Annotated in this window: 12 protein-coding genes and 1 other RNA gene; 8 read left to right on the plus strand and 5 right to left on the minus strand. The window is 68.8% G+C overall.

Annotated elements, in window-relative coordinates; translation table 11 throughout:
- Nucleotides 1–326: 326 nt before the first annotated feature.
- Genes MU407_RS05275 through MU407_RS05285 form a run of 3 tightly spaced genes read left to right on the plus strand, consistent with a single transcriptional unit; the run spans nt 327 to nt 3,813 of the window.
- Entirely contained in the window at nt 327–1,781 is a 1,455-nt protein-coding gene (locus MU407_RS05275) for an aldehyde dehydrogenase family protein (RefSeq protein ID WP_246955927.1), read from the plus strand.
- On the plus strand, nt 1,778–2,518 hold the full coding sequence (locus MU407_RS05280) for a sulfite exporter TauE/SafE family protein (protein ID WP_246955929.1): 741 nt from the start codon (nt 1,778–1,780) through the stop codon (nt 2,516–2,518). The genes MU407_RS05275 and MU407_RS05280 overlap by 4 nt, the downstream gene beginning before the upstream one ends.
- A gap of 44 nt (nt 2,519–2,562) precedes the next feature.
- On the plus strand, nt 2,563–3,813 hold the full coding sequence (locus tag MU407_RS05285; protein ID WP_246955931.1) for an AGE family epimerase/isomerase: 1,251 nt from the start codon (nt 2,563–2,565) through the stop codon (nt 3,811–3,813).
- 267 nt (nt 3,814–4,080) lie between these two features.
- Here the strand turns inward: MU407_RS05285 and MU407_RS05290 are convergent, their stop codons facing one another.
- The gene (locus tag MU407_RS05290; protein WP_246955933.1) at nt 4,081–5,760 is read right to left on the minus strand and encodes an alanine/glycine:cation symporter family protein; all 1,680 of its coding nucleotides are present in this window, start codon (nt 5,758–5,760) and stop codon (nt 4,081–4,083) included.
- 445 nt (nt 5,761–6,205) lie between these two features.
- Between MU407_RS05290 and MU407_RS05295 the strand changes: the two genes are divergently transcribed.
- From MU407_RS05295 to MU407_RS05305, 3 genes are all read left to right on the plus strand, one after another.
- The gene (locus MU407_RS05295; RefSeq protein ID WP_246955935.1) at nt 6,206–7,963 is read left to right on the plus strand and encodes an ABC transporter ATP-binding protein; all 1,758 of its coding nucleotides are present in this window, start codon (nt 6,206–6,208) and stop codon (nt 7,961–7,963) included.
- Between the two features lie 65 nt (nt 7,964–8,028).
- The gene (locus tag MU407_RS05300) at nt 8,029–10,107 is read left to right on the plus strand and encodes an ABC transporter ATP-binding protein (RefSeq protein ID WP_246956001.1); all 2,079 of its coding nucleotides are present in this window, start codon (nt 8,029–8,031) and stop codon (nt 10,105–10,107) included.
- A 406-nt stretch (nt 10,108–10,513) separates the two neighbouring features.
- On the plus strand, nt 10,514–11,239 hold the full coding sequence (locus tag MU407_RS05305; protein WP_246955937.1) for a MerR family transcriptional regulator: 726 nt from the start codon (nt 10,514–10,516) through the stop codon (nt 11,237–11,239).
- Nucleotides 11,240–11,380: 141 nt separating this feature from the next.
- On the opposite strand, the gene MU407_RS05310 is transcribed toward MU407_RS05305, so the two are convergent.
- A complete protein-coding gene (locus tag MU407_RS05310; protein WP_246955939.1) occupies nt 11,381–12,931 on the minus strand; it encodes an alanine/glycine:cation symporter family protein in 1,551 nt (516 codons plus the stop codon).
- Between the two features lie 319 nt (nt 12,932–13,250).
- Here MU407_RS05310 and ffs point away from each other — a divergent pair.
- Nucleotides 13,251–13,347: signal recognition particle sRNA small type (ffs, locus tag MU407_RS05315), an RNA gene on the plus strand.
- A gap of 113 nt (nt 13,348–13,460) precedes the next feature.
- Nucleotides 13,461–14,831 carry a TIGR01777 family oxidoreductase gene (locus MU407_RS05320; protein ID WP_246955941.1) on the plus strand — a complete coding sequence of 457 codons (1,371 nt, stop codon included), beginning with the start codon at nt 13,461–13,463 and terminating at the stop codon, nt 14,829–14,831.
- Nucleotides 14,832–14,840: 9 nt separating this feature from the next.
- Here MU407_RS05320 and MU407_RS05325 read toward each other — a convergent pair whose 3' ends face one another.
- The 3 genes from MU407_RS05325 to MU407_RS05335 form a co-directional block, all read right to left on the minus strand.
- On the minus strand, nt 14,841–16,271 hold the full coding sequence (locus tag MU407_RS05325) for an MFS transporter (protein ID WP_348648014.1): 1,431 nt from the start codon (nt 16,269–16,271) through the stop codon (nt 14,841–14,843).
- Between the two features lie 302 nt (nt 16,272–16,573).
- The gene (locus MU407_RS05330; protein ID WP_246955943.1) at nt 16,574–17,971 is read right to left on the minus strand and encodes a dicarboxylate/amino acid:cation symporter; all 1,398 of its coding nucleotides are present in this window, start codon (nt 17,969–17,971) and stop codon (nt 16,574–16,576) included.
- A gap of 282 nt (nt 17,972–18,253) precedes the next feature.
- On the minus strand, nt 18,254–19,810 hold the full coding sequence (locus tag MU407_RS05335) for a sodium:solute symporter (RefSeq protein ID WP_246955945.1): 1,557 nt from the start codon (nt 19,808–19,810) through the stop codon (nt 18,254–18,256).
- Between the last annotated feature and the right edge of the window lie 169 nt (nt 19,811–19,979).

The raw sequence follows: 19,979 nt of genomic DNA on the forward strand, positions 1-19,979 counted from the left end.
AAATGGCCGTCTCGAGCATCTGCGCGGCTCCGCTCTCGGTTTCCGCAACCTCACCCACTACATCGCCCGCAGCCTCCTCGAAGCAGGCGGCTTCAGACCCCACCTACACCCTCAAATGTGAAGAGCCCGATATCGGCACCTCCGTGCGGTCGACCGACGACCTGCTCAAGGCACCCTGGGAGTTTCGTGCCGTAGGAGAAGCAGAGGCGCCGCGTACATTCACCCACTTCACCGGGCGACAGCTCACCTGGACCCCGTGAGCATCGCTCCTCTTGCCCCATATCTGCTCTACCTAGACCTGTTCTCGCTGACTTCAGGAGGTACCTATGACCGCCACCGATCCCCATCGCACCGCACAGCACCTGGTCAACGGACAGCACATCGAGGCTGGTGAACGCGCCGGCGTGAACGACCCGGCAACCGGAGAGCTCGTCGGCAGCTTCTCCCGCGTGATCGGCGAGGAGGCGAGCGAGCTCGCACGCCAGGCGGCCGACGCCGCCGCGGCTGCCCAGCACGCATGGGCGCAGACCTCCCCGCGATCGCGTGCTCAGATCTTGCACGACGCCGTGGATCTGCTCGCCGAGCGGGCTGAGGAGATCTCGCTGACCCTCGCACTCGAGGCGGGTAAACGTCTCCCTGAGGCACGGGGAGAGGTCGCGGGCTCAGCCGAGTACCTGACCTGGTTCGCCGAGGAGATCCGTCGCCCGCGCGGTGAGTTCTACACCTCCGAGGATGCAGCGCGGCGACAACTGAGCATCCACCGCCCGCTCGGTGTCGTCGCGACGCTGACGCCGTGGAACTTCCCCGTCTCGATCCAGGCTCGCAAGGTCGCACCAGCCCTGGCCGCTGGCAACACGGTCGTTGCCCGAGTCTCCGAGAAGGCGCCGCTCGCCGTGACGCGATGGCTGTCGACTCTGCACGAGGCGGGTCTGCCCGATGGGGTGCTGAACCTCGTGCATGGCGCAGCCAGCAGCATCACGGGGGCATGGACCGCACATCCCGCAGTGCGCGGAGTGTCCTTCACCGGCTCCACAGAGGTCGGGGCCGAGGTGCTCGCCCAGTCCGCTGAAAGGATTGTGCGGCCGATGATGGAGCTCGGCGGGAATGCCGCATTCATCGTTGCCGAGGATGCCGATATGGAGGTTGCGCTGACGCAAGCCGAGCTCGGGAAGCTGCGCAACACCGGCCAGTCGTGCATCGGGATCAACCGCTTCCTCGCGCACCGTTCGCGTATCGAAGAATTCTCTCAGCGTCTCGCTGCACGCTTCGACGAACTGAGCATCGGGCCGGGCACGGCCGATCCGCTTCCTGACCTGGGGCCGGTTATCGATGAGAGCCGAGTCCGGGAGGTAACGGCTCTGGTTGATGACGCGCTGGCTCGAGGCGCGCGGCGCTTGACCGCCGAGCGGGAGCTGCCTTCGCAGGGCACCTGGCTTGCACCGACGCTGCTGGCGGATGCTCCTCTGGATGCGCGCATCGCCCGTGAGGAAGTGTTCGGTCCGGCTGCTGGCGTCTTCGCATTCGACACCGACGAGGAGGCAGTGGACATCGCGAATTCGACTGAGATGGGGCTCGCCTCTTACGTCGTCACGCAGGATGCTGGTCGGGCATTCCGCTACGCCGAGCAGCTCGACAGCGGAATCGTCGGCGTCAACGATGCCCTGCCCACCGTGGCCTTCACCCCGATGGGCGGTACCAAACGATCCGGGCTGGGCCGTGAAGGTGGCGCTGATGGCCTGCGCGAATTCCAGGAGACCACGTACATCGCCTGGCGCCCATGACCGATGCCGGCACACTCGCGATGTTGGGCCTGGCGGCGGCGACCTTCGCCGGTGCTGTCGCCCAAAGATCCACGGGGATGGGCTTCGCCCTCCTCGCCTCGCCGTTCCTGACCCTCGTGCTCGGACCGTTCGAAGGGATTCTGGTAGCCAATGTCTGCGGCTCGGTTGCCTCACTTCTGAATCTCACCCAGGTCTGGCGTGATGTGGACTGGAGCCGTGCAGCCATCCTGGTTCCGATGGGGCTGGTAGGCGTGGTGCCGGGGGCGATCGCAGTCCTCCTGCTGCCCACCGCCCCACTGATGATCGGTGTGAGTGCGGTGGTGATCATCGGCCTTGGGCTAACGATGATGCTGCGCGGGAGAACCCTTCCGAGCTCCAGGACCCTCGCCGCTGCAGGCGGTCTCGCGTCAGGGTTCATGAACGTCACCGCCGGAGTTGGCGGTCCGGGGGTGGTGGTCTATGCGCGGGCCACAGGCTGGCCGCACCACCGTTTTGCAGCCACTGCGCAGCTTCAGTTCCTGACCCTTGGCATCGCTTCCCTGCTGTCGAAGCAATCCTTGCCAGCGCTCACCGCCGTCGGCTGGTCCGCCCTGTTGGCGTCCTTAATCCTGGGGCTGCTGGTGGGTAACTGGATCAGTCCGAAGATCGAGCCGGAGCTTGCAATGCGCCTGGTCATGGCCGTTGCGATAGGTGGGGCTGTCCTTGCATTCGGTCGGGGCCTCGCCTCACTTCTCTGACCTCATAGCCCACTCACAGAACTACACGACAGAAAGGCACAGCGATGACGCAATGGATCGGATCGCCCGCACACAACCGCTGGCTCGAGACCGAGCAGGACCGCATTCTCGAGTTTGGTCGAGGCGCAAAAGTGCCGGGTGGCTTCGGATGGCTCGGCGCAGACGGTGCGCCGATCGAAGAGAACGGAGCCCACCTGTGGATCACCGCGCGAAAGATCCACGTGTACGCGATCGCCTCGCTGATGGGTCGGCCCGGGGCGCGTTCCCTCGCCCGCCACGGCGTTGATGCTCTCCTCGACGGCACCGCCCGCGACCGCCAGTACGGCGGCTGGTACGCGGTGGTCTCCAATGACGGCACTGAGGTGATCGCACGGCACAAAGAGGCCTACGCCCACGCCTTCGTTGCCCTCGGTGCCGCAAGTGCGGTTGCGGCGAAGATTCCTCGCGCTGACGAACTGCTTGCGCTGATCATTGAGGTGATCGAGAAGTACTTCTGGTCCGAGCAGGAACGCATGTGCCGGGACAACTGGGATGAGTCCTTTACCCGCTGCGAGGAGTATCGCGGAGGGAACATGAACATGCACAGCGTCGAAGCGTTCCTGGTGCTGCATGACGTCACCGGTGATGACGTCTGGCTGGAGCGCGCCATGTCGATCTCCGAGAAGATCATCCACGATGTCGCCCGGAACAACAGCTACCGGGTCAACGAACACTTCGATACTGACTGGAACCCGCTGCCCGACTACAACAAGGATGAACCCGGCGACCGGTTCCGCGCCTACGGGGGCACACCCGGACATTGGGTCGAGTGGTCTCGCCTGCTGTTGCAGATGCGCGCGACCCTCCTGGCGGAAGGCAAGCCCGCGCCGCAGTGGCTGGTCGAGGATGCCATCGGGCTGTTCGACTCCGCCATTGCCGACGCCTGGTCCGTGGACGGGGCGCCCGGCTTCGTGTACTCCGTGGACTGGAGCGGCACACCGGTCATCCGTTCGCGTGTGCGCTGGGTTGTGGTTGAAGCCATAGGCGGGGCATACGCACTGTTCGCGGCGACGGGGGATGAGAAGTACGCGCGCTGGTACGAGGAGTTCTGGGATTTCTGCCGCGACTACCTGTTGGACTACGAGAACGGTTCATGGTGGCAGGAGCTCGACGAGACGAACAAGGTCACGAGCCTGGTGTGGAGCGGCAAACAGGACATCTACCACCTGCTGCACTGTCTGCTTGTACCTCGTCTGCCGCTGACACCCGGGATGGCGCCCGCGCTGCGCCAAGGGCTGCTCGATGTGACGGGCTGAGTGCGGGGCGCTGGCGGTTGCAGCCGAGCGGGCACCCCCCGCGCTCTGCACCCCGCTCCCGGACCGATTGTGATGCGCCTTCGACCGATGTAGACCCCTGCATCGGTCATAGGCGCTCCACAAACGTGGGGCGGGGCTGAGCGCAGGGAGCCAGCTCCGCAACCTGGGGAACGGGGCCGTGGGCGGGGCAGACCCAACAAGCGCGATGGCCCGCCGCCTGCGTGATGCAGGCAGCGGGCCATCGGCGTATCAGCCCGGGGCGGCGGCTCAGCTGCGCTGGTCGCCGGACCCGTCCTCCCCAGCCTCGCGGGCGGCCCGGAGGCTCTCCTCGGACAGCTGCCCGTCGCCCTCGACTTCGTCGATCATGGTGTTCAACTGGTCCTGCGAGACGTCGGCGCCCCACTCGGGCTGTGCCTCGATGCCGCCGGCAGCCTCCACGGCCACCCGCTGATCGGCGCGGGTCTCCCAGAAGTCGGCGCCGGGAATCGCCAGCGGCCGCGGATCGAACTGCGGCTCCACGCCCTGCTTCTTCTGCGCGTAGTAGTCCTTCAGCGCCTTCACGGCCGGGCCGTGCAGCAGCAGGATCCCCAGCACGTTCAGCCAGGCCATGGCGCCCACGCCGATGTCCGCGAGCCCCCAGGCGGAGCCACCGGAGTTGACCGCGCCGTAGCCCACGGAGATGACGGTGATCAGCTGCAGCACCCGGATCAGCACGCGGCGCGCGGTGCGGCTCGTCATGTTCCGGGTCAGGAAGGACATGTTGACCTCGGCCATGTAGTAGAACGCGACCAGGGTGGTGAAGGCGAAGAAGAACAGCGCGATCGCCACGAAGGCGGAGCCGAGCCCCGGCATGACGGTGTCGAAGCCGCCCTGGACGTAGCCGGGGCCGGGCTCGATCTCAGCGCCGATCTCGCCCACGTAGATCGTGGGATTACCGTGCGTCTCACCCTCGAACACGGCGAACATGTCCGTGGACAGGATGATGAACGCCGTCGCGGAGCACACCAGCAGCGTGTCGATGTACACCGCGAAGGCCTGCACGAAGCCCTGCTTGGCGGGGTGGGACACCTCGGCCACAGCCGCGTGGTGCGGGCCCGAGCCCTGCCCGGCCTCATTGGAGTACAGCCCGCGCTGCACGCCCCACTTGATCGCAAGCCCCCAGATCGCGCCGTACACGGCGTGGAAGCCGAAGGCGCTGCCGAAGATCTCCCCGAACACGGTGGGCACCATGTCGAAGTTCAGCACCAGCACCACGAGCGCCAGGAGCATGTACAGCACGGCCATCGGCGGAACCACGAAGGAGGCGAAGGCCGCGATGCGCTTCACGCCGCCGATGATGATCAGTGCCAGCAGTGCCATGAGGAAGATCGCGACGATCCACAGCGGCACCCCGAAGGCGTTGTTGATCGCGGTGCTCATGGCGTTGGACTGCACGCCGGGGCCGGTGAAGCTCATCGCCACGATCGTCACGGCCGCGAACAGCACGCCGTACACGGTGGCGAAGCCGGCGGAGCGGTGAGCGAAGCCCTTGGTGAAGTAGTAGGCGGGGCCACCGCGGTATTCGCCGGTGTCCGGGTCGCGCTCCTTGTAGATCTGGCCCAGGGTGGACTCGATGAAGCTCGTCGCCGCGCCCAGCAGGGCTGCGAACCACATCCAGAACACCGCACCCGGGCCACCGGCGGCGATGGCCGTGGCCACGCCGGCGATGTTGCCGGTGCCCACACGGTTGGCCAGCGACATCATGAGGGATTGGAAGGAGCTGGTGCCGTCGGAGGATTTCTCTCCTCCGAACAGCTGCCGGATCATGTCGGGGATGCCGCGCACCTGCACCGCGCCGGTGCGGACGGTGAAGATCACGCCGGCGAGGAGGATCACGCCGATCAGAGGGAGGGACCACAGGATCCCGGAGACGGAGGAGATGAGGCTGTCGATGTCCAGTCGGATCACTCCGGTAGGTCGGGGCCGTGGGGGAGCACCAGTGCTGACGGTCCCGGGCACGGCCATGTGCGTTGCCCGAACCTACGGTGTCCGACAATCCGATACCGCCAAATGCAGGGGATCGTGACCTCCCCGTTACCTCATGGTGTCGCACAGAGCCGACGAGGGTGTGCCGTGGCTCACCTCCCCGCTGAGCGCGCGGTTGTGCGGCGCCAATGACCGATGCCGGGGGCCGCATCGGTCGTGGGCGCTGCGCAACCGTGAGGTAAGGACACCGTGAGGTGAGGACATGGCGCAGCTCGAGCCCACCCCGTGCGCCGCGACCCCGTCGACTACCCTGGAGCGTCAGGCCCGGCCGCCATCGGCCCCGCCTCCCATGCTGCTTCACACCCCGCCCCGGCGCTGTTTCGCCGCCCGGCCGCTCACCCCGCCCGCCCTCGCCCGAGGAGCCCCGATGCTCTGGACCCTGGTCCGCCGTCATTCGCGGCCCTACCTGCCGCACCTGGCTGCTGTGCTGGTGCTGCAGCTGATCACCACGCTCGCGATGCTGTACCTGCCCAGCCTCAATGCGGACATCATCGATAACGGCGTGGCCAAGGGCGATACCGCTCATATCTGGCGCGTGGGCGGGATCATGCTGGCTGTGGCGGTGGTGCAGGTCGTCACCGCGATCACCGCGGTGTGGTTCGGGGCACGCGCCGCGATGGGCCTGGGCCGGGACATCCGCCGCAGCGTCTACCGGCGCGTGGACGCGTTCTCCACCGAGGAGCTGGGCCGCTTCGGCGCCCCCACTCTGATCACGCGCGGCACCAACGATGTGCAGCAGATCCAGATGTTCGTGCTGATGACGCTGAACTTCGTGGTGATGGTGCCGATCATGTCGATCGGCGGCGTGATCATGGCGCTGCAGGAGGATCCGGGGCTCAGCTGGCTGGTGTGGGTGAGCGTGCCGGTGCTGCTGGTGATCGTCGGGATCCTGATCCGCCAGCTGCTGCCGCTGTTCCAGCGCATGCAGAAGAACATCGACGCCATCAACGGGGTGATGCGCGAGCAGATCATGGGCATCCGCGTGGTGCGGGCCTTCGTCCGCGAGGACTATGAGCGCGCCCGCTTCGAGGATGCCAACCAGGTCCTCACCGACACGTCGGTCGCGATCGGCCGCATCTTCGTGCTCATGGGCCCGATCATCACGATGATCCTGCACCTGGCCACCGCCGCAGTGCTGTGGTTCGGCGGTCACCGGGTGGACGCCGAGCTCGTGGAAGTCGGCTCCCTGACCGCGTTCATGCAGTACCTGCTGCAGATCCTCGGCGCCGTGATGATGGGCTCGTTCATGTTCATGATGCTGCCGCGCGCCCTGATCACCGCCCGCCGCATCATGGAAGTGCTCACCACCGAACCCACCCTGCACGAGCCCGAGCAGCCCCGTACCCCCGAGCGCCGCGAGGGCCGCCTCGAGCTGCGGGACGTGACCTTCTCCTACCCGGGCGCGGAGGAGCCGGTGCTGGACGGCGTGAGCTTCACCGCCCTGCCCGGGACCACCACGGCGATCGTCGGCTCCACCGGCGCCGGGAAGACCACCCTGCTGAACCTGCTGCCGCGCCTGTATGACGCGACCAGCGGCGAGGTCCTCGTCGACGGTGTGCCGGTCACGGATCTCGCCCGCCGTGAGCTGACCGCCGCGATCGGCTACGTGCCGCAGAAGCCGTACCTGTTCTCCGGCACCGTCGGCTCCAATATGCGCTTCGGCGCCCCGAAGGCGAGTGAGGAGCAGATCTGGCAGGCCCTCACCACCGCGCAGGCCGACGGGTTCGTGCGCGAACGCACCACGGGAGTGGGGGACGAGGTGGCCCACGGCCTGGATTCCCGCATCAGCCAGGGCGGCACCGACGTCTCCGGCGGGCAGCGCCAGCGTCTCTCGATCGCCCGCGCCCTGGTGGCGCAGCCGCGGATCCTGCTGTTCGATGACTCCTTCAGCGCCCTGGACGTCACGACCGATGCGAACCTCCGCGCGGCCCTCGAGCAGACCACGGCCGGGGTGACGAAGGTGATCGTGGCCCAGCGCATCTCGACCATCACCGGGGCCGATCAGATCATCGTGCTCGAGCACGGGCGCGTGGTGGGCCGCGGCACCCACGAGGAGCTGCTGGCCAGCAGCGAGACCTACCGCGAGATCGTGGATTCGCAGGTCACCGAGGAGGAGCTGGCATGAGCGAGCACAGCACCACCGCGACGCAGGACACCGCCGCCGCCCCGGCCGCCGACGACCTCGAGGAGATGGACGCGACCTCGAACTCGCAGCCCCCGCCGAACCGTCGGGCCAAGCACTTCTGGCCCTCCGCGAAACGGCTGCTGGGGCTGTTCTCCACCCAGAAGGTGGGCCTTGCCGCCGTGCTGGTCATGGTGGTCATCGCCGTGGTGCTGAACGTGTGGGCGCCGCATGTGCTGGGCCAGGCGATGGACGTCATCTTCGGCGGGATCCTCTCCGCGCAGATGCCCGCTGGGGCCACACCTGCGCAGGTCATCGAGGGGATGCGCGCGGCCGGTCAGGATCAGGCCGCGGACATGCTCTCGGGCATGGACTTCATCCCCGGCGAGGGCATCGACTTCGGGCAGCTCGGTCGGCTGATCCTCATCGTGCTGGTGATGTACGTGGTGGCGCAGACGTTCATGTGGCTGCAGGGCCGCGTGCTCAACGACGTGGTGATGCGCGTGGTGTTCCGCCTGCGCCAGGACATCGAGGCGAAGATGCACCGCCTGCCGCTGTCGTACTTCGACCGCACGCAGCGCGGCGACCTCCTCTCGCGCACCACGAACGACGTCGACAACGTCCAGCAGGCCATGCAGCAGGCCTTCGCCACGCTCGTCTACTCGGTCCTGACGCTGATCGGGATCGTGTTCATGATGTTCTACCTCTCCTGGCAGCTGGCGCTGATCGCTCTGATCTCCGTGCCGGTGGCCGGGGTGGTGGTCGGCGTGATCGGCCGCCGCTCCCAGACCCTGTTCACCGCCCAGTGGCGGGAGACGGGCCGGCTGAACGGGCACATCGAGGAGTCCTTCACCGGCCACGAGCTGGTCACCGTGTTCGGCCGCCAGGAGGACATGGCCGAGCGGTTCGACGAGCGCAACGGCAAGCTGTTCGAGGCGTCCTTCGCCGCCCAATTCTTCTCCGGGATGATCATGCCGATCATGCAGTGGGTGAACTGGCTCGGCTACGTGGGGATCGCTGTGGTCGGCGGGCTGCGGGTGGCGAGCGGTCAGATGACCCTCGGCGCTGTCACCGCCTTCATCCAGTACTCGCGCGAGTTCAACCAGCCGCTGGGCCAGGTGGCGGGGATGGCGAACATGCTGATCTCCGGCGTGGCGAGCGCCGAGCGCATCTTCGAGCTGCTGGACGCGGAGGAACAGGAGCCCGACGCCGCCGGCGCCGTGGACGCTGCCGAGGCCGACGGGGCCGACGGGGCCGACGGGGCCGACGGGGCCACCGGGGCCGACGGGAGAGCGCCGTCCGCTGCTCCCGCCGCCGGTCGCGTCGAGTTCGAGCACGTCGCCTTCTCGTACACGCCCGAGAAGCCGCTGATCACCGACCTGAACCTGGTGGCCGAACCGGGCCAGACCATCGCGATCGTCGGCCCCACCGGCGCCGGGAAGACCACCCTGGTGAACCTCATCATGCGCTTCTACGAGGTGGACTCCGGCCGCATCGCCCTCGACGGGGTGGACATCCGCGATCTCGCCCGCGGCGCCCTGCGCTCCCAGGTGGGCATGGTGCTGCAGGACGCCGTGCTGTTCGGCGGCACGATCCGCGAGAACATCCGCTACGGCCGCCTGGACGCCACCGACGAGGAGGTGCTCGCCGCCGCCCGCGCCACCTACGTGGACCGCTTCGTGCACACCCTCCCCGAGGGCTACGACACCGTGATCGAGGACGACGGCGGGAACGTCTCCGCCGGTGAGCGGCAGCTCATCACGATCGCCCGGGCCTTCCTCGCCGACCCCGCGCTGCTGATCCTCGATGAGGCGACCAGTTCCGTGGACACCCGCACCGAGGTGCTCGTCCAGCAGGCCATGGCGGCGCTGCGCACGGACCGCACGAGTTTCGTGATCGCCCATCGCCTCTCCACCATCCGCGATGCGGACGTGATCCTCGTGATGGAGCACGGCGACATCGTCGAACAGGGCACCCACGATCAGCTGCTCGCGGCCGAAGGCGCCTACCACCGCCTGTACTGGTCGCAGTTCTCCGGCGGCATGGCGGATGACGGCGAGCCGGGTCCGGAGGCCGCAGAGCCCGGTGGGCACGCATCGGAACGCGCGGCAGAACCGAATGCTGACGCCGATGGCGTAATCAGATAGTTTTTCTTCGGAAAGCGTCACGATCCGGTGATCGGGTGTCCAGAAGTCCCGCATGGGCAGAGCGCTATGTGTTGCTGAGATCTCGTGTTCGGCGCCGGATGGATCCGGCCGCATCTCGCCCAGTCGGTAACTCGCCGAGGGAACCTGCAGGTCATAGCCGGTGTCGTCGGGCAGGCGCTGCGGCGTGGTGTCTCGCCGCGCGTTTTCTGTGTACCGTATGCCCAGGCTCTCCGTGAGCCTGAGCTGAATTCTCTCCGCGAGGGCGGTGCGGAATGTGAGCATTCCGCACCGTGATGGTGTTGTGATGTGAACATCCCGCATCCGACCGCCTCGCAGCTGCACCACGGTGGGTGGCGCAGCTGCGGTGAACTGACACCGGGGCCGCTGGCCCGAAAGGAGCCCACAGGTGCGCATCTCCGAGGTCGCCGAACGTACCGGCGTTCCCGTCGGCACCATCAAGTTCTATCTGCGCGAGGAGCTGCTCTCGCCTGGACGCCCGACCACCCGGACCTCCAGCGAATACGACGACTCCCATGTCGAGCGCATCCGCCTGATCCGTGCCTTGACCGTCGTGGGTGGACTGGGCATCGCTGCGGTGCGCAAGGTGGTCCAGGCCCTCGACGAGGGGCAGCAGGAGCACCACATGACGGTGCTGTGCACCGCTCAGGAGGCTCTGCAGAGCGCCTCCCCGGTCCCGGAGGTGGATGCCGCGCGTGCCCGCGATTGGGCGCTCGCGCACGGGTGGAGCGTCCTGGAGGATGATCCGCTGATCGACAAGCTCGCCTGGCAGTGGCAGGCCTGCGAGCAGGCGAAGATCCCGCTGGATGACGCGCGCATGGATGTCTATGCCGAGGCGATGTCCAAGGCCGCCCAGGCGGACCTCACGGACCTGCCCGAGGATTCCGCCGACGCCATCCACCGGGTGGTCGTCGGCGCAGTGATGGTCGACCCGGTGCTGTCCACGCTGCGCCGCATGGCCCAGCGGGAGCTGGCCCTGCGCTGCGCCCGCGAGGAAGGCGGGGAGCTGCCCCCGCTGTACGCACCCGTCGAGGACGACATTGCCGAGTACGGCACCGACACCGCTGAAGCCGACGTCGCCGAAGTCGACCCCACAGCCGACCCCGCCGACTGACCCGGCACCCCCGCGGCTGGCCGCCACCGGCTGACCAGGGCCGTCGGCTCGCCCCCTGCCAGTCCCGCGTGACAACGCAGCAGCCCGCCCCGCGGTCCGCGGGACGGGCTGCTGCGTTTCGTGCTGGGGTAGGAGTCGGAGTCAGTGCCCCTCGGCCCTCTGGGCCAGCTCCTCGCCGGTCTCACCCTGGCGCACCAGGCCATCGGCCCGCAGCTCCCAGAACTCGGCGTTCTTGATGCCCAGCGGACGCGGGTCGAACTGCGGGTCCTTCCCGGCCTTCTTCTGCGCGTGGTAGTCCTTCAGGGCCTTCAGGGCCGGGCCCTGCAGGATGAGGATCGCCACCACGTTCAGCCAGGCCATGGCCCCCACGCCGATATCGCCCAGGGTCCAGGCGGTACCGGTCTGGGTGGTCGCGCCGAACACCACGGCCACAAGGATCAGAGCCTGCAGGATGCGCACCAGCACCTGGCGCAGCATCTTGTTGGGGATCCAGCGGTTGAGGTAGGTGAGGTTCACCTCGGCCATGTAGTAGTAGGCCACCACGGTGGTGAAGGCGAAGAAGAACAGCGCCACCGCCACGAAGGTGGGGCCCAGGCCCGCGAACACGGACTCGAAGCCGTTCTGCGCGAACTCGGGACCGTAGTCGGTGCCCTCGGGGATCGACCCCGGGTAGATCGACTCCTCCTCGCCGGCGGCGTTGACCTTGAATACCTGGTACATGTCGGTGGAGATGATCAGGAAGGCGGTCGCGGTGCAGACGAACAGGGTGTCCACGTACACCGCGAAGGACTGGGCGTAGCCCTGCTTGGCCGGGTGCGAGACCTCCGCCGCAGCGGCCGCATGCGGACCGGTGCCCTGGCCGGCCTCATTGGAGTACAGCCCGCGCTTGACGCCCATCTCCACGGCCTTGCCCACGATCGCGCCGAACAAGGCGTTCGCCCCGAAGGCGCTGGAGAAGATCAGACCGAAAACGTGCGGGATCTGGTCGAAGTTCACGAAGAACACGATGGTCGCCAGCAGGATGTACAGCGCCGCCATCACCGGCACCACCATCACCGCGAACTGGGCGATGCGCTTGATGCCGCCGACGATGATGAAGGACAGCAGGATGAGCACGGCCACGGCGCTGATCCAGTGGGGCAGGCCCCAGGCCTCGTACGCAGCCGACGCCATACCGTTGGCCTGCACGCCCGGCAGGAAGAAGCACATCGCGACGATGGTGACCACCGCGAACACGATCGCGTAGGCCAGGAAGAAGCCGCGCGCCGAGGTGTGCTTGAAGGCCTTCTCGATGTAGTACGCGGGGCCGCCGCGGTACTCGCCGGTGTCCTGGTCCTTCTCCTTGTAGATCTGGCCCAGGGTGCACTCGATGAAGGAGGTGGAGGCGCCCAGGAAGGCGATCAGCCACATCCAGAACACGGCCCCGGGACCGCCGAGCGCGATCGCGGTGGCAACGCCGCCGATGTTGCCCATGCCGACGCGGCCGGCCAGGGAGATCATGAGCGACTGGAAGGAGCTCGTGCCGTCGGGCGAGGACTCGCCGCGCTTGAGCTGCGTGAGCATGTCGGGTAGGCCGCGCACCTGCAGGAACAGGGTGCGCAGCGAGAAGTACAGGCCGGTGAGAAGCAGCAGACCCACCAGCGGCAGTGACCACACCAGGTTGTTGGCCCCGGTGATCAGGGTGTCGAACATGGACGCTCCAGGGGGGGGAGTGGGGACGGGAGGCCGACGGGGATCGCGCGCATCTGTGAGCGTGATCACCAGGTGGGCCTGACCGCACAGTAGCGCGACAAAGGTCCCGGTGGGGACTTCCTGCGGGCTGTTACGCGACTGATACCAATCGGTCACTGGGTGTCGTGTCGGGCCGACCGGACGGCACTGGCTCTCACGCCGTGCCGATCAGAGGCCGTCCCGCGCACATCGAAGGCCGCCCCGCACGCATCAGGGGCCGTTCCGCGCACATCACAGCTGGCCGACGTGCCGCGGACCGGGCAGGTTCGGTACAGTGGCACGCGACCCCTCGTGCGGTGTCATCCTTCCGAACTCCCCCAGGGCCTGACGGCAGCAAGGGCAGGTGGGCTCTGGCAGGTGCACGAGGGGTCGTCGCATGCTCGGCCGGATCCCCGGCGGGGCGTGCAGGCAGGGCGGTGAGGCGCCGCCCGTCGCACGCCGCAGAGCGCGGCCGCGTAGCGTGGTGGTCCCGTCACCCCAGGGAGGTCCTGTGCAGATCCGCTCCACCGTCCGCATCGCCCGTCCCGCCCGCGAGGTGCTGGAGTGGCTCGACCGCCCCGGCGCCGTGGTGCGCCTGACCCCGCCCGGACTCGCCACCCTGGATGACCCGGCCGAGGGCGGCATGCGCGCCGGGCGTGTGGTGGGCGCCCACCTGGGGCCCGCACTGCTGCCAGACCTGCTGCGCCCGGCCTGGGTGCTGCATCACGCCCAGGGTGATCCCGCCGCAGGCCGTTTCGTGGACCAGCAGGCCAGCGGCCCCTGGCGCACCTGGCGCCACGAGCACCAGGTCAGCGCCGACGGGACTGCGGCCAGCATCGTGCACGATGCGATCGAGATCGAGCTGCCCCGCGTCCTGCGGGCTCTCGAGCCGCTGGTCACGCAGCGGGTGCGCCGCCTCCTCGCCTTCCGCACCCGCCAGCTGCGCGAGGACCTCGCCTTCCACGCTCGCTTCGCTCACGTCCCGCGCCGCACCGTGGCGATCACCGGCTCCTCCGGACTCATCGGTACGCAGCTCGCGGCGCTGCTGGAGACCGGCGGGCACCGGGTGCTGCGCATGCGCCGGGGCCAGAGCGCCAGGGAGGGGGAGATCGCCTGGGACCCGCAGTCCGGCCGCCTGGATGTCGCGGACCTCGAGGGCGTGGATGCGGTGGTGAACCTCGCCGGCCGGTCGATCGCCACCCGCTGGACCGCGTCGGCGCAGCGCGAGATCCGCGACTCCCGGATCCAGGGCACCGAGCTGCTGGCCCGCACCCTCGCGGGGATGCGCGAGGGCCCATCGGCCCTCATCCAGGCGAGCGCCGTGGGGATCTATGGGCCGCGTCGGCCCGGAGAGCTGCTCACCGAGGCGTCGGCCCCCGGGGACGGCTTCCTCGCCGACGTGGTGCGCGACTGGGAGGCCGCGGCCGGCGGCGCTCGGAAGGATGTGCGCCTCGCCCTGCTGCGCACACCGCTGGTGCTCTCCGACGGCGGCGGCTCCCTCCTGCCCCAGCTACCGCTGTTCTGGCTGGGCATGGGCGGGCGCCTCACCGCGCCGGAGGCGATGCTGTCCTGGATCACGCTGGACGACATGGTGCGCGCTTATGCGCACGCTGTCCTGGAGCCCGCGCTCGAGGGCCCCGTGAACACGGTCGCCCCGGACCCGGTAGACGCCGCGACCTTCGCCCGGGAGCTGGGTCGGGCGCTGCACCGTCCAGCCCTGGTCCCGGTGCCGCCGATCGGGCCGCGCCTGGCGCTCGGCGAGGGGGCCGACGAGCTGATCCGCACCGACCAGAAGGTCTCCGGGGCGCGCCTGCGCGCGAGCGGGATGGAGGTGGCGCATCCGCGCCTGCGCGAGGCGCTCGCGCACGTGCTGTGGCGCTAAGGCGGGCGGTCAGAGCCGGTCGGCGGGCTTCTGCGCGAGGGCCTGCGCCTGCTGCGCCGCCGCGTGTTCGCGCCGGGCGGCCTGCTCGACCAGCCGGGTGGTGCCCAGGGCGTTGAGCACCGCGCACACCACCACGACCACGCTCGCCATCACCGGCAGCCACACCGCCACCTGCGTGCCCGCGCTCTCGGCGATCGCTCCGGTCAGCGCGGAGGCCGCGGACTGGCCGACGATCGTGGCTGAGCCCAGCATCGTCATCACCGTTGCGGAGCGGCCCTGCGGTGCGCGTTCGGCCGCGAGGCTGTAGAGCGTCACGATCGTCGGGCCGATGCCGAGGCCCGCCACTGCCATCGCCGCGACCAGGCCGCCCACCCCGTCGGCCCGGGCGAAGCCGAGCATCGAGGCGAGCATGAGCGCGGAGAACACCACCCAGCGGGCACGCAGGCTGAAAACCTCCGGGAACAGGCCGATCGACAGCGCGAGGATCGTGGAGCCGATGCCCATCACCCCGTAGATCAGCCCCGCGGAATCCGCGCGGCCGGACTGGGCGAGCACGGCGGTGAGGGAGGTGAGGACGGTGCCGAAGAACAGCCCGACGCCGAGCGCCCCGGCGACGACGATGAGGATCCGCAGGGAGCGCAGCTCATGCGCGGGAGCCTGGCGGGTGGGGGAGTCGGTGCTCGCGGGGGTGGCGCGGGCGGTGGGATGCAGAGCGAAGGCGGTGACGAAGATCAGCGTCAGCACCGCCGCGCCGATCATCGGGGCGACCGGCGTCATGGTCGTCGCGAGCAGCCCCACCACCAGGGGCCCGAACACGAAGGCGGTCTCATCGGCCGCGGACTCGTAGCCCATCGTTGCGTTCAATGTCTTCGCACGCCGCGGCTCGGGCAGCCGCGTGAGGATCAGATGCACCAGGCGAGTGCGGGAGAACGGGCCGATCTGCGGGGACGTCGCGCCGATGAGGAACCCGACGGCGAGCACCGCCGTATCCGGCAGTGAGCTGTAGGCGACCGCCGCGAGGGCCAGCAGACCCAGGGAGTTCAGCGTCCCGGCGAGCAGCAGCACTGGGCGCTGCCCGAAGCGGTCGGCGAAGAAGCCCAGCAGCGGGCCGACGAGCGCCGAGCCGAGCCCCAGCACCGCCGCGTTCCAGCCGCCCAGCGCGATCGAGCCGCGCGCCGCGACGACCAGGGTCATGGTGCCCACGACCATCATCGCGAAGGGGAAGCGAGCGATGAACGCGATGGGGAAGTAGGCGGCACCGGCCGCGCGCCGCAGCGTGATCGGGGAGCGCGGGGAATGCGGAGCGTCCGGGGAGTTCGGGGCCGACGGTGCAGTGCGCGGGGCCGACGGCGGAGTGCCGGAGGCCGATGGGGCCGTGCGTGGGGCGCCGGAATCAGTGCGGGAGGAGCTGGGGGCGGGGGTGCTGTGCTGCGCGCTCACGAAGCTCCTGACGGTCGGTGCCGCCTTGGACGGTCCGGGTGGACCCGAGGTAGATGCACTGCGGGGCGGCCGACGGGGCCGCGGGGACGAGGGCACTGTAGCCGGGGACGCGCGGTGCACGGAAGGCGCAGGCCCCCGGTGGTGCCGCACCCCACCCCGTCGGCACACGACCCATCGCTCCGCCGCACCGCCCCGCGCCGCCCGCTCTGCGCTCCCGCCCGTCGCGGATCCCGCTGCGAAATCGTGGAAATGACTACCTCATTCCCACGATTTCGCAGCGGTCTGCGGGAAAGGGCAAGGGCTCAGGCGGTTGCGCTGGGCTCCGGGGCGGGTTCGGCCGGCTCGGTGGAGAAGGCGCGATGCCGGGCGGCGTCGTACTCCGCCTGATCCAGGATCTTCTCGCGCTTGGCCACGATGACGCCCACGAGGGACTGGCCGGTGACGTTCAGGGCGGTGCGGCCCATGTCCAGGATCGGGTCGACCGCCAGCAGCAGGCCCACGCCCTCGAGCGGCAGCCCCAGGGTGGACAGCGTCAGGGTGAGCATGACGGTCGCGCCGGTCATGCCGGCCGTCGCCGCCGAGCCCAGCACCGCGACCAGCACGATCAGCAGGTAGTGCGTGATCTGCAGCGGCACGCCGTAGAAGTTCGCCACGAAGATCGCGGCCAGCGCGGGGTAGATCGCGGCGCAGCCGTCCATCTTCGTCGTCGCCCCCAGCGGGATCGCGAAGGAGGCGTAGTGGCGCGGCACGCCCATGCGCTCGGTGACGGTCTGCGTCATCGGCATGGTGCCCAGCGAGCTGCGGGAGACGAAGCCCAGCGACGTCGCCGGCCAGACACCGCGGAAGAAGGAGCCGATGGACAGGCCGTTGAGCTTCAGCAGCACCGGGTAGACCACCAGCAGCACGATGAGCATCCCGACGTACACATCCAGGGTGAACACCCCCAGCTGCCCGATGGCATCCCAGCCGTAGCTGGCCACGGCCGTGCCCAGCAGGCCGACGGTGCCGATCGGCGCCAGGCGGATCACCCACCACAGCAGCTTCTGGACGATCTCGAGTCCGGAGGCGGTGATCTTGAGGAATGGCTCGGCCTTCTCGCCGACCTTGAGCGCGGCGATGCCCACCGCGATGGAGATGACGAGGATCTGCAGGGCGTTGAAGCTGAGGCTCACCGAGCCGTCATCGCCCGCGGAGCCGGTGATGCCCAGGAAGTTCGTGGGCACGAGGCCGCGCAGGAAGTCCATCCAGCCGCCCTGTGTGCTCGAGGCCTGCGCCGCGGAGGCGTCCACGCCGGAGTTCGTGCCGGGGGAGGTGAGGACCCCCAGGCCGATGCCGATCAGCACGGCGATCAGCGAGGTGATGCCGAACCACAGGAGCGTCTGGGCGGCCAGGCGGGCCGCGCCGGTCACGCCGCGCAGGTTCGCGATCGAGGTGACGATTGCGAGGAAGATCAGCGGCGGCACGAGCGCCTTGAGCAGCGTCACGAAGATGGTGCCGATGGTGTCCAGCGTGGTGGTCAGCCAGTTCGCGCCGTCTTCCCCGGTGCCGGGTCCCATGGCGGAGGCGACCAGGCCCAGGATCACGCCGAGCACGAGGCCGATGAGGACCTGCCAGCCGAACGGGATCCGGGCGATCGCGGCCAGGGGGCCGTGTCGGCGCGTCGGGGATGCGGGGGTGGAGGAGGCGGGGGAGGTGTTCACGGCACCCGAGCGTAGGCCGTGAACACCTCCTGCGCCACTATTTGGTTAGGGATCACATAAGCAATGCTTTGGGGTGGGCGGGGTCGCCACGCCCCCGTCGGACCCGGAGCTCCCCGCGTGCGCCGTCCACCCCATGCGAAACGGCTGCGAAGTGGTGCTTATGCACGGTGGATAAGCACCACTTCGCAGCCGTCTGGGCTGAGTGAAGTCGGAGCGACGTCGAATGTGATGCGCTGGTGACCGATGCGGGCCGCCGCATCGGTCACCAGCGCATCACAGACGTCACCGGCGGTCGGCAGCCGCCTCCTCGGCCGCAGTCCCGCGGCGCGTGTACGCGGTGTCGGTGCCGAAGATCGTCAGCGGCGTGATGTCGTGATCATCGCTCCCGCGCACCGCACTCCACAGCAGGGACAGCAGGTAACCGGCCGCGAGCGTGACCAGGAAGCCGATCGTCGAGACGGTGAAGGGGTTCGCCCCATTCGACTGCGCGATCCACGCCGCCACAGACCCGGCCGCGAGACCCAGCAGCACACCGGCGCCATTGGCGCGCCGCGTGAAGATGCCCAGCGCGAACACCGCCGCGAGCGGCACCCCGAACAGGCCCATGATCGAGAGGAACAGGTTCCAGGTCTCGGCCTGATTGGTGGAGACGAGGTAGAGCGCAACGCCCACGCCCAGCAGACCGGCCACGATGATGATCCCGCGGGCCACGCCCACGGAGGCGGGCTTCAGCCCGCGGCTCTGCCCGAAGCGGTTCCACACATCGACCGTGAGGCACGCGGAGATCGAGTTCATCGAGGAGCTCAGGGTGGACTGCGCAGCGGCGAGGATCGCGGCGATCACCAGGCCCGCCAGGCCCGCTGGCAGCACGCTCACCACGAAGTACGGCACGATCGCGGAGGTGTTCACGCCCTCGGGCAGCGAGGTGCCGCGCGCGTAGTAGCTGTAGAGCATGGTGCCCATGCCGTAGAACAGCGGGATCGTGATGAGCGCGAGGATGCCGTTGGTGATCAGCGACTTTGCGGTGTCCTTGAGGCTGGCGGTGGTCTGGTAGCGCTGCACCACGTCCTGCGAGCCGGTGTACTGGTACAGGTTGTTGAACACCGAGCCGATGAAGATGATCGGGATCGCCGCAGCCGCGGTGTTGGTGAGGTCCCAGTTCGCGCCGGTGATGAACTTCCCGTCGGCCATGCCGTCGCTGATCACGGTGCCCAGGCCCCCGTCGATCGCGAGGAATCCGGCCACCAGGATCACCACCGCGCCCGCCAGCAGGATGATGCCCTGGATGACGTCGGACCAGATGACGCCCTCGATGCCGCCCAGGAACGTGTAGAGCACAGCGAGGGCGCCCACCAGGCCGGCCACCAGCAGCGGGCTCATATCCGTCACGGAGGTGATGGCGAGGGTGGGCAGGTACACCACCACGGCGATGCGGCCGATGTGGAACAGCACGAACATCAGCGAGCCGAGCACGCGGATCAGCGGGTTGAACCGCTCCTCGAGGTAGTCGTACGCGGTGGTGACGTTGAGCTTGCGGAAGAAGGGGATGTAGAAGTGGATCAGCAGCGGCACGATCGCGAAGATCGCGAGGTTGCCGGCCGCATACGCCCAGTCGTTGAGGTACGCCTGCTCGGGCGTGGACATGTAGGTGATGGCCGAGAGGGTCGTGGCGTAGATGCTGAAGCCCGCGGCCCAGGCGGGGATGCGACCCTCTGCGCGGAAGTACGAGTCTGTGCTGGCCGAGGCGCGGCGCGTGAAGTAGATCCCCACGCCGAGCATCCCCAGCAGATAGAGGATGATGACGCCCCAGTTCACGAGGCCCAGTTCCACGGTGTCCATCGGTCTCCTTCGAGATGGCGGGTGGGTGTCGGCGCGGGATGCTGGCCGACGGGTGCGGGTGCCGACGTCGGCACCGCGCTAGGACATCAGATGTCCGAACTCTGGGGAGAGCGTAGCGCATCGCCGCTCCGGAGGAAACCGTCGGGTGCTGCGCCCGGGCGCATTACGA

Origin of the sequence: Brachybacterium sp. Marseille-Q7125 (assembly GCF_023062615.1) — a bacterium.
In the GTDB taxonomy this organism is placed as follows: domain Bacteria; phylum Actinomycetota; class Actinomycetes; order Actinomycetales; family Dermabacteraceae; genus Brachybacterium.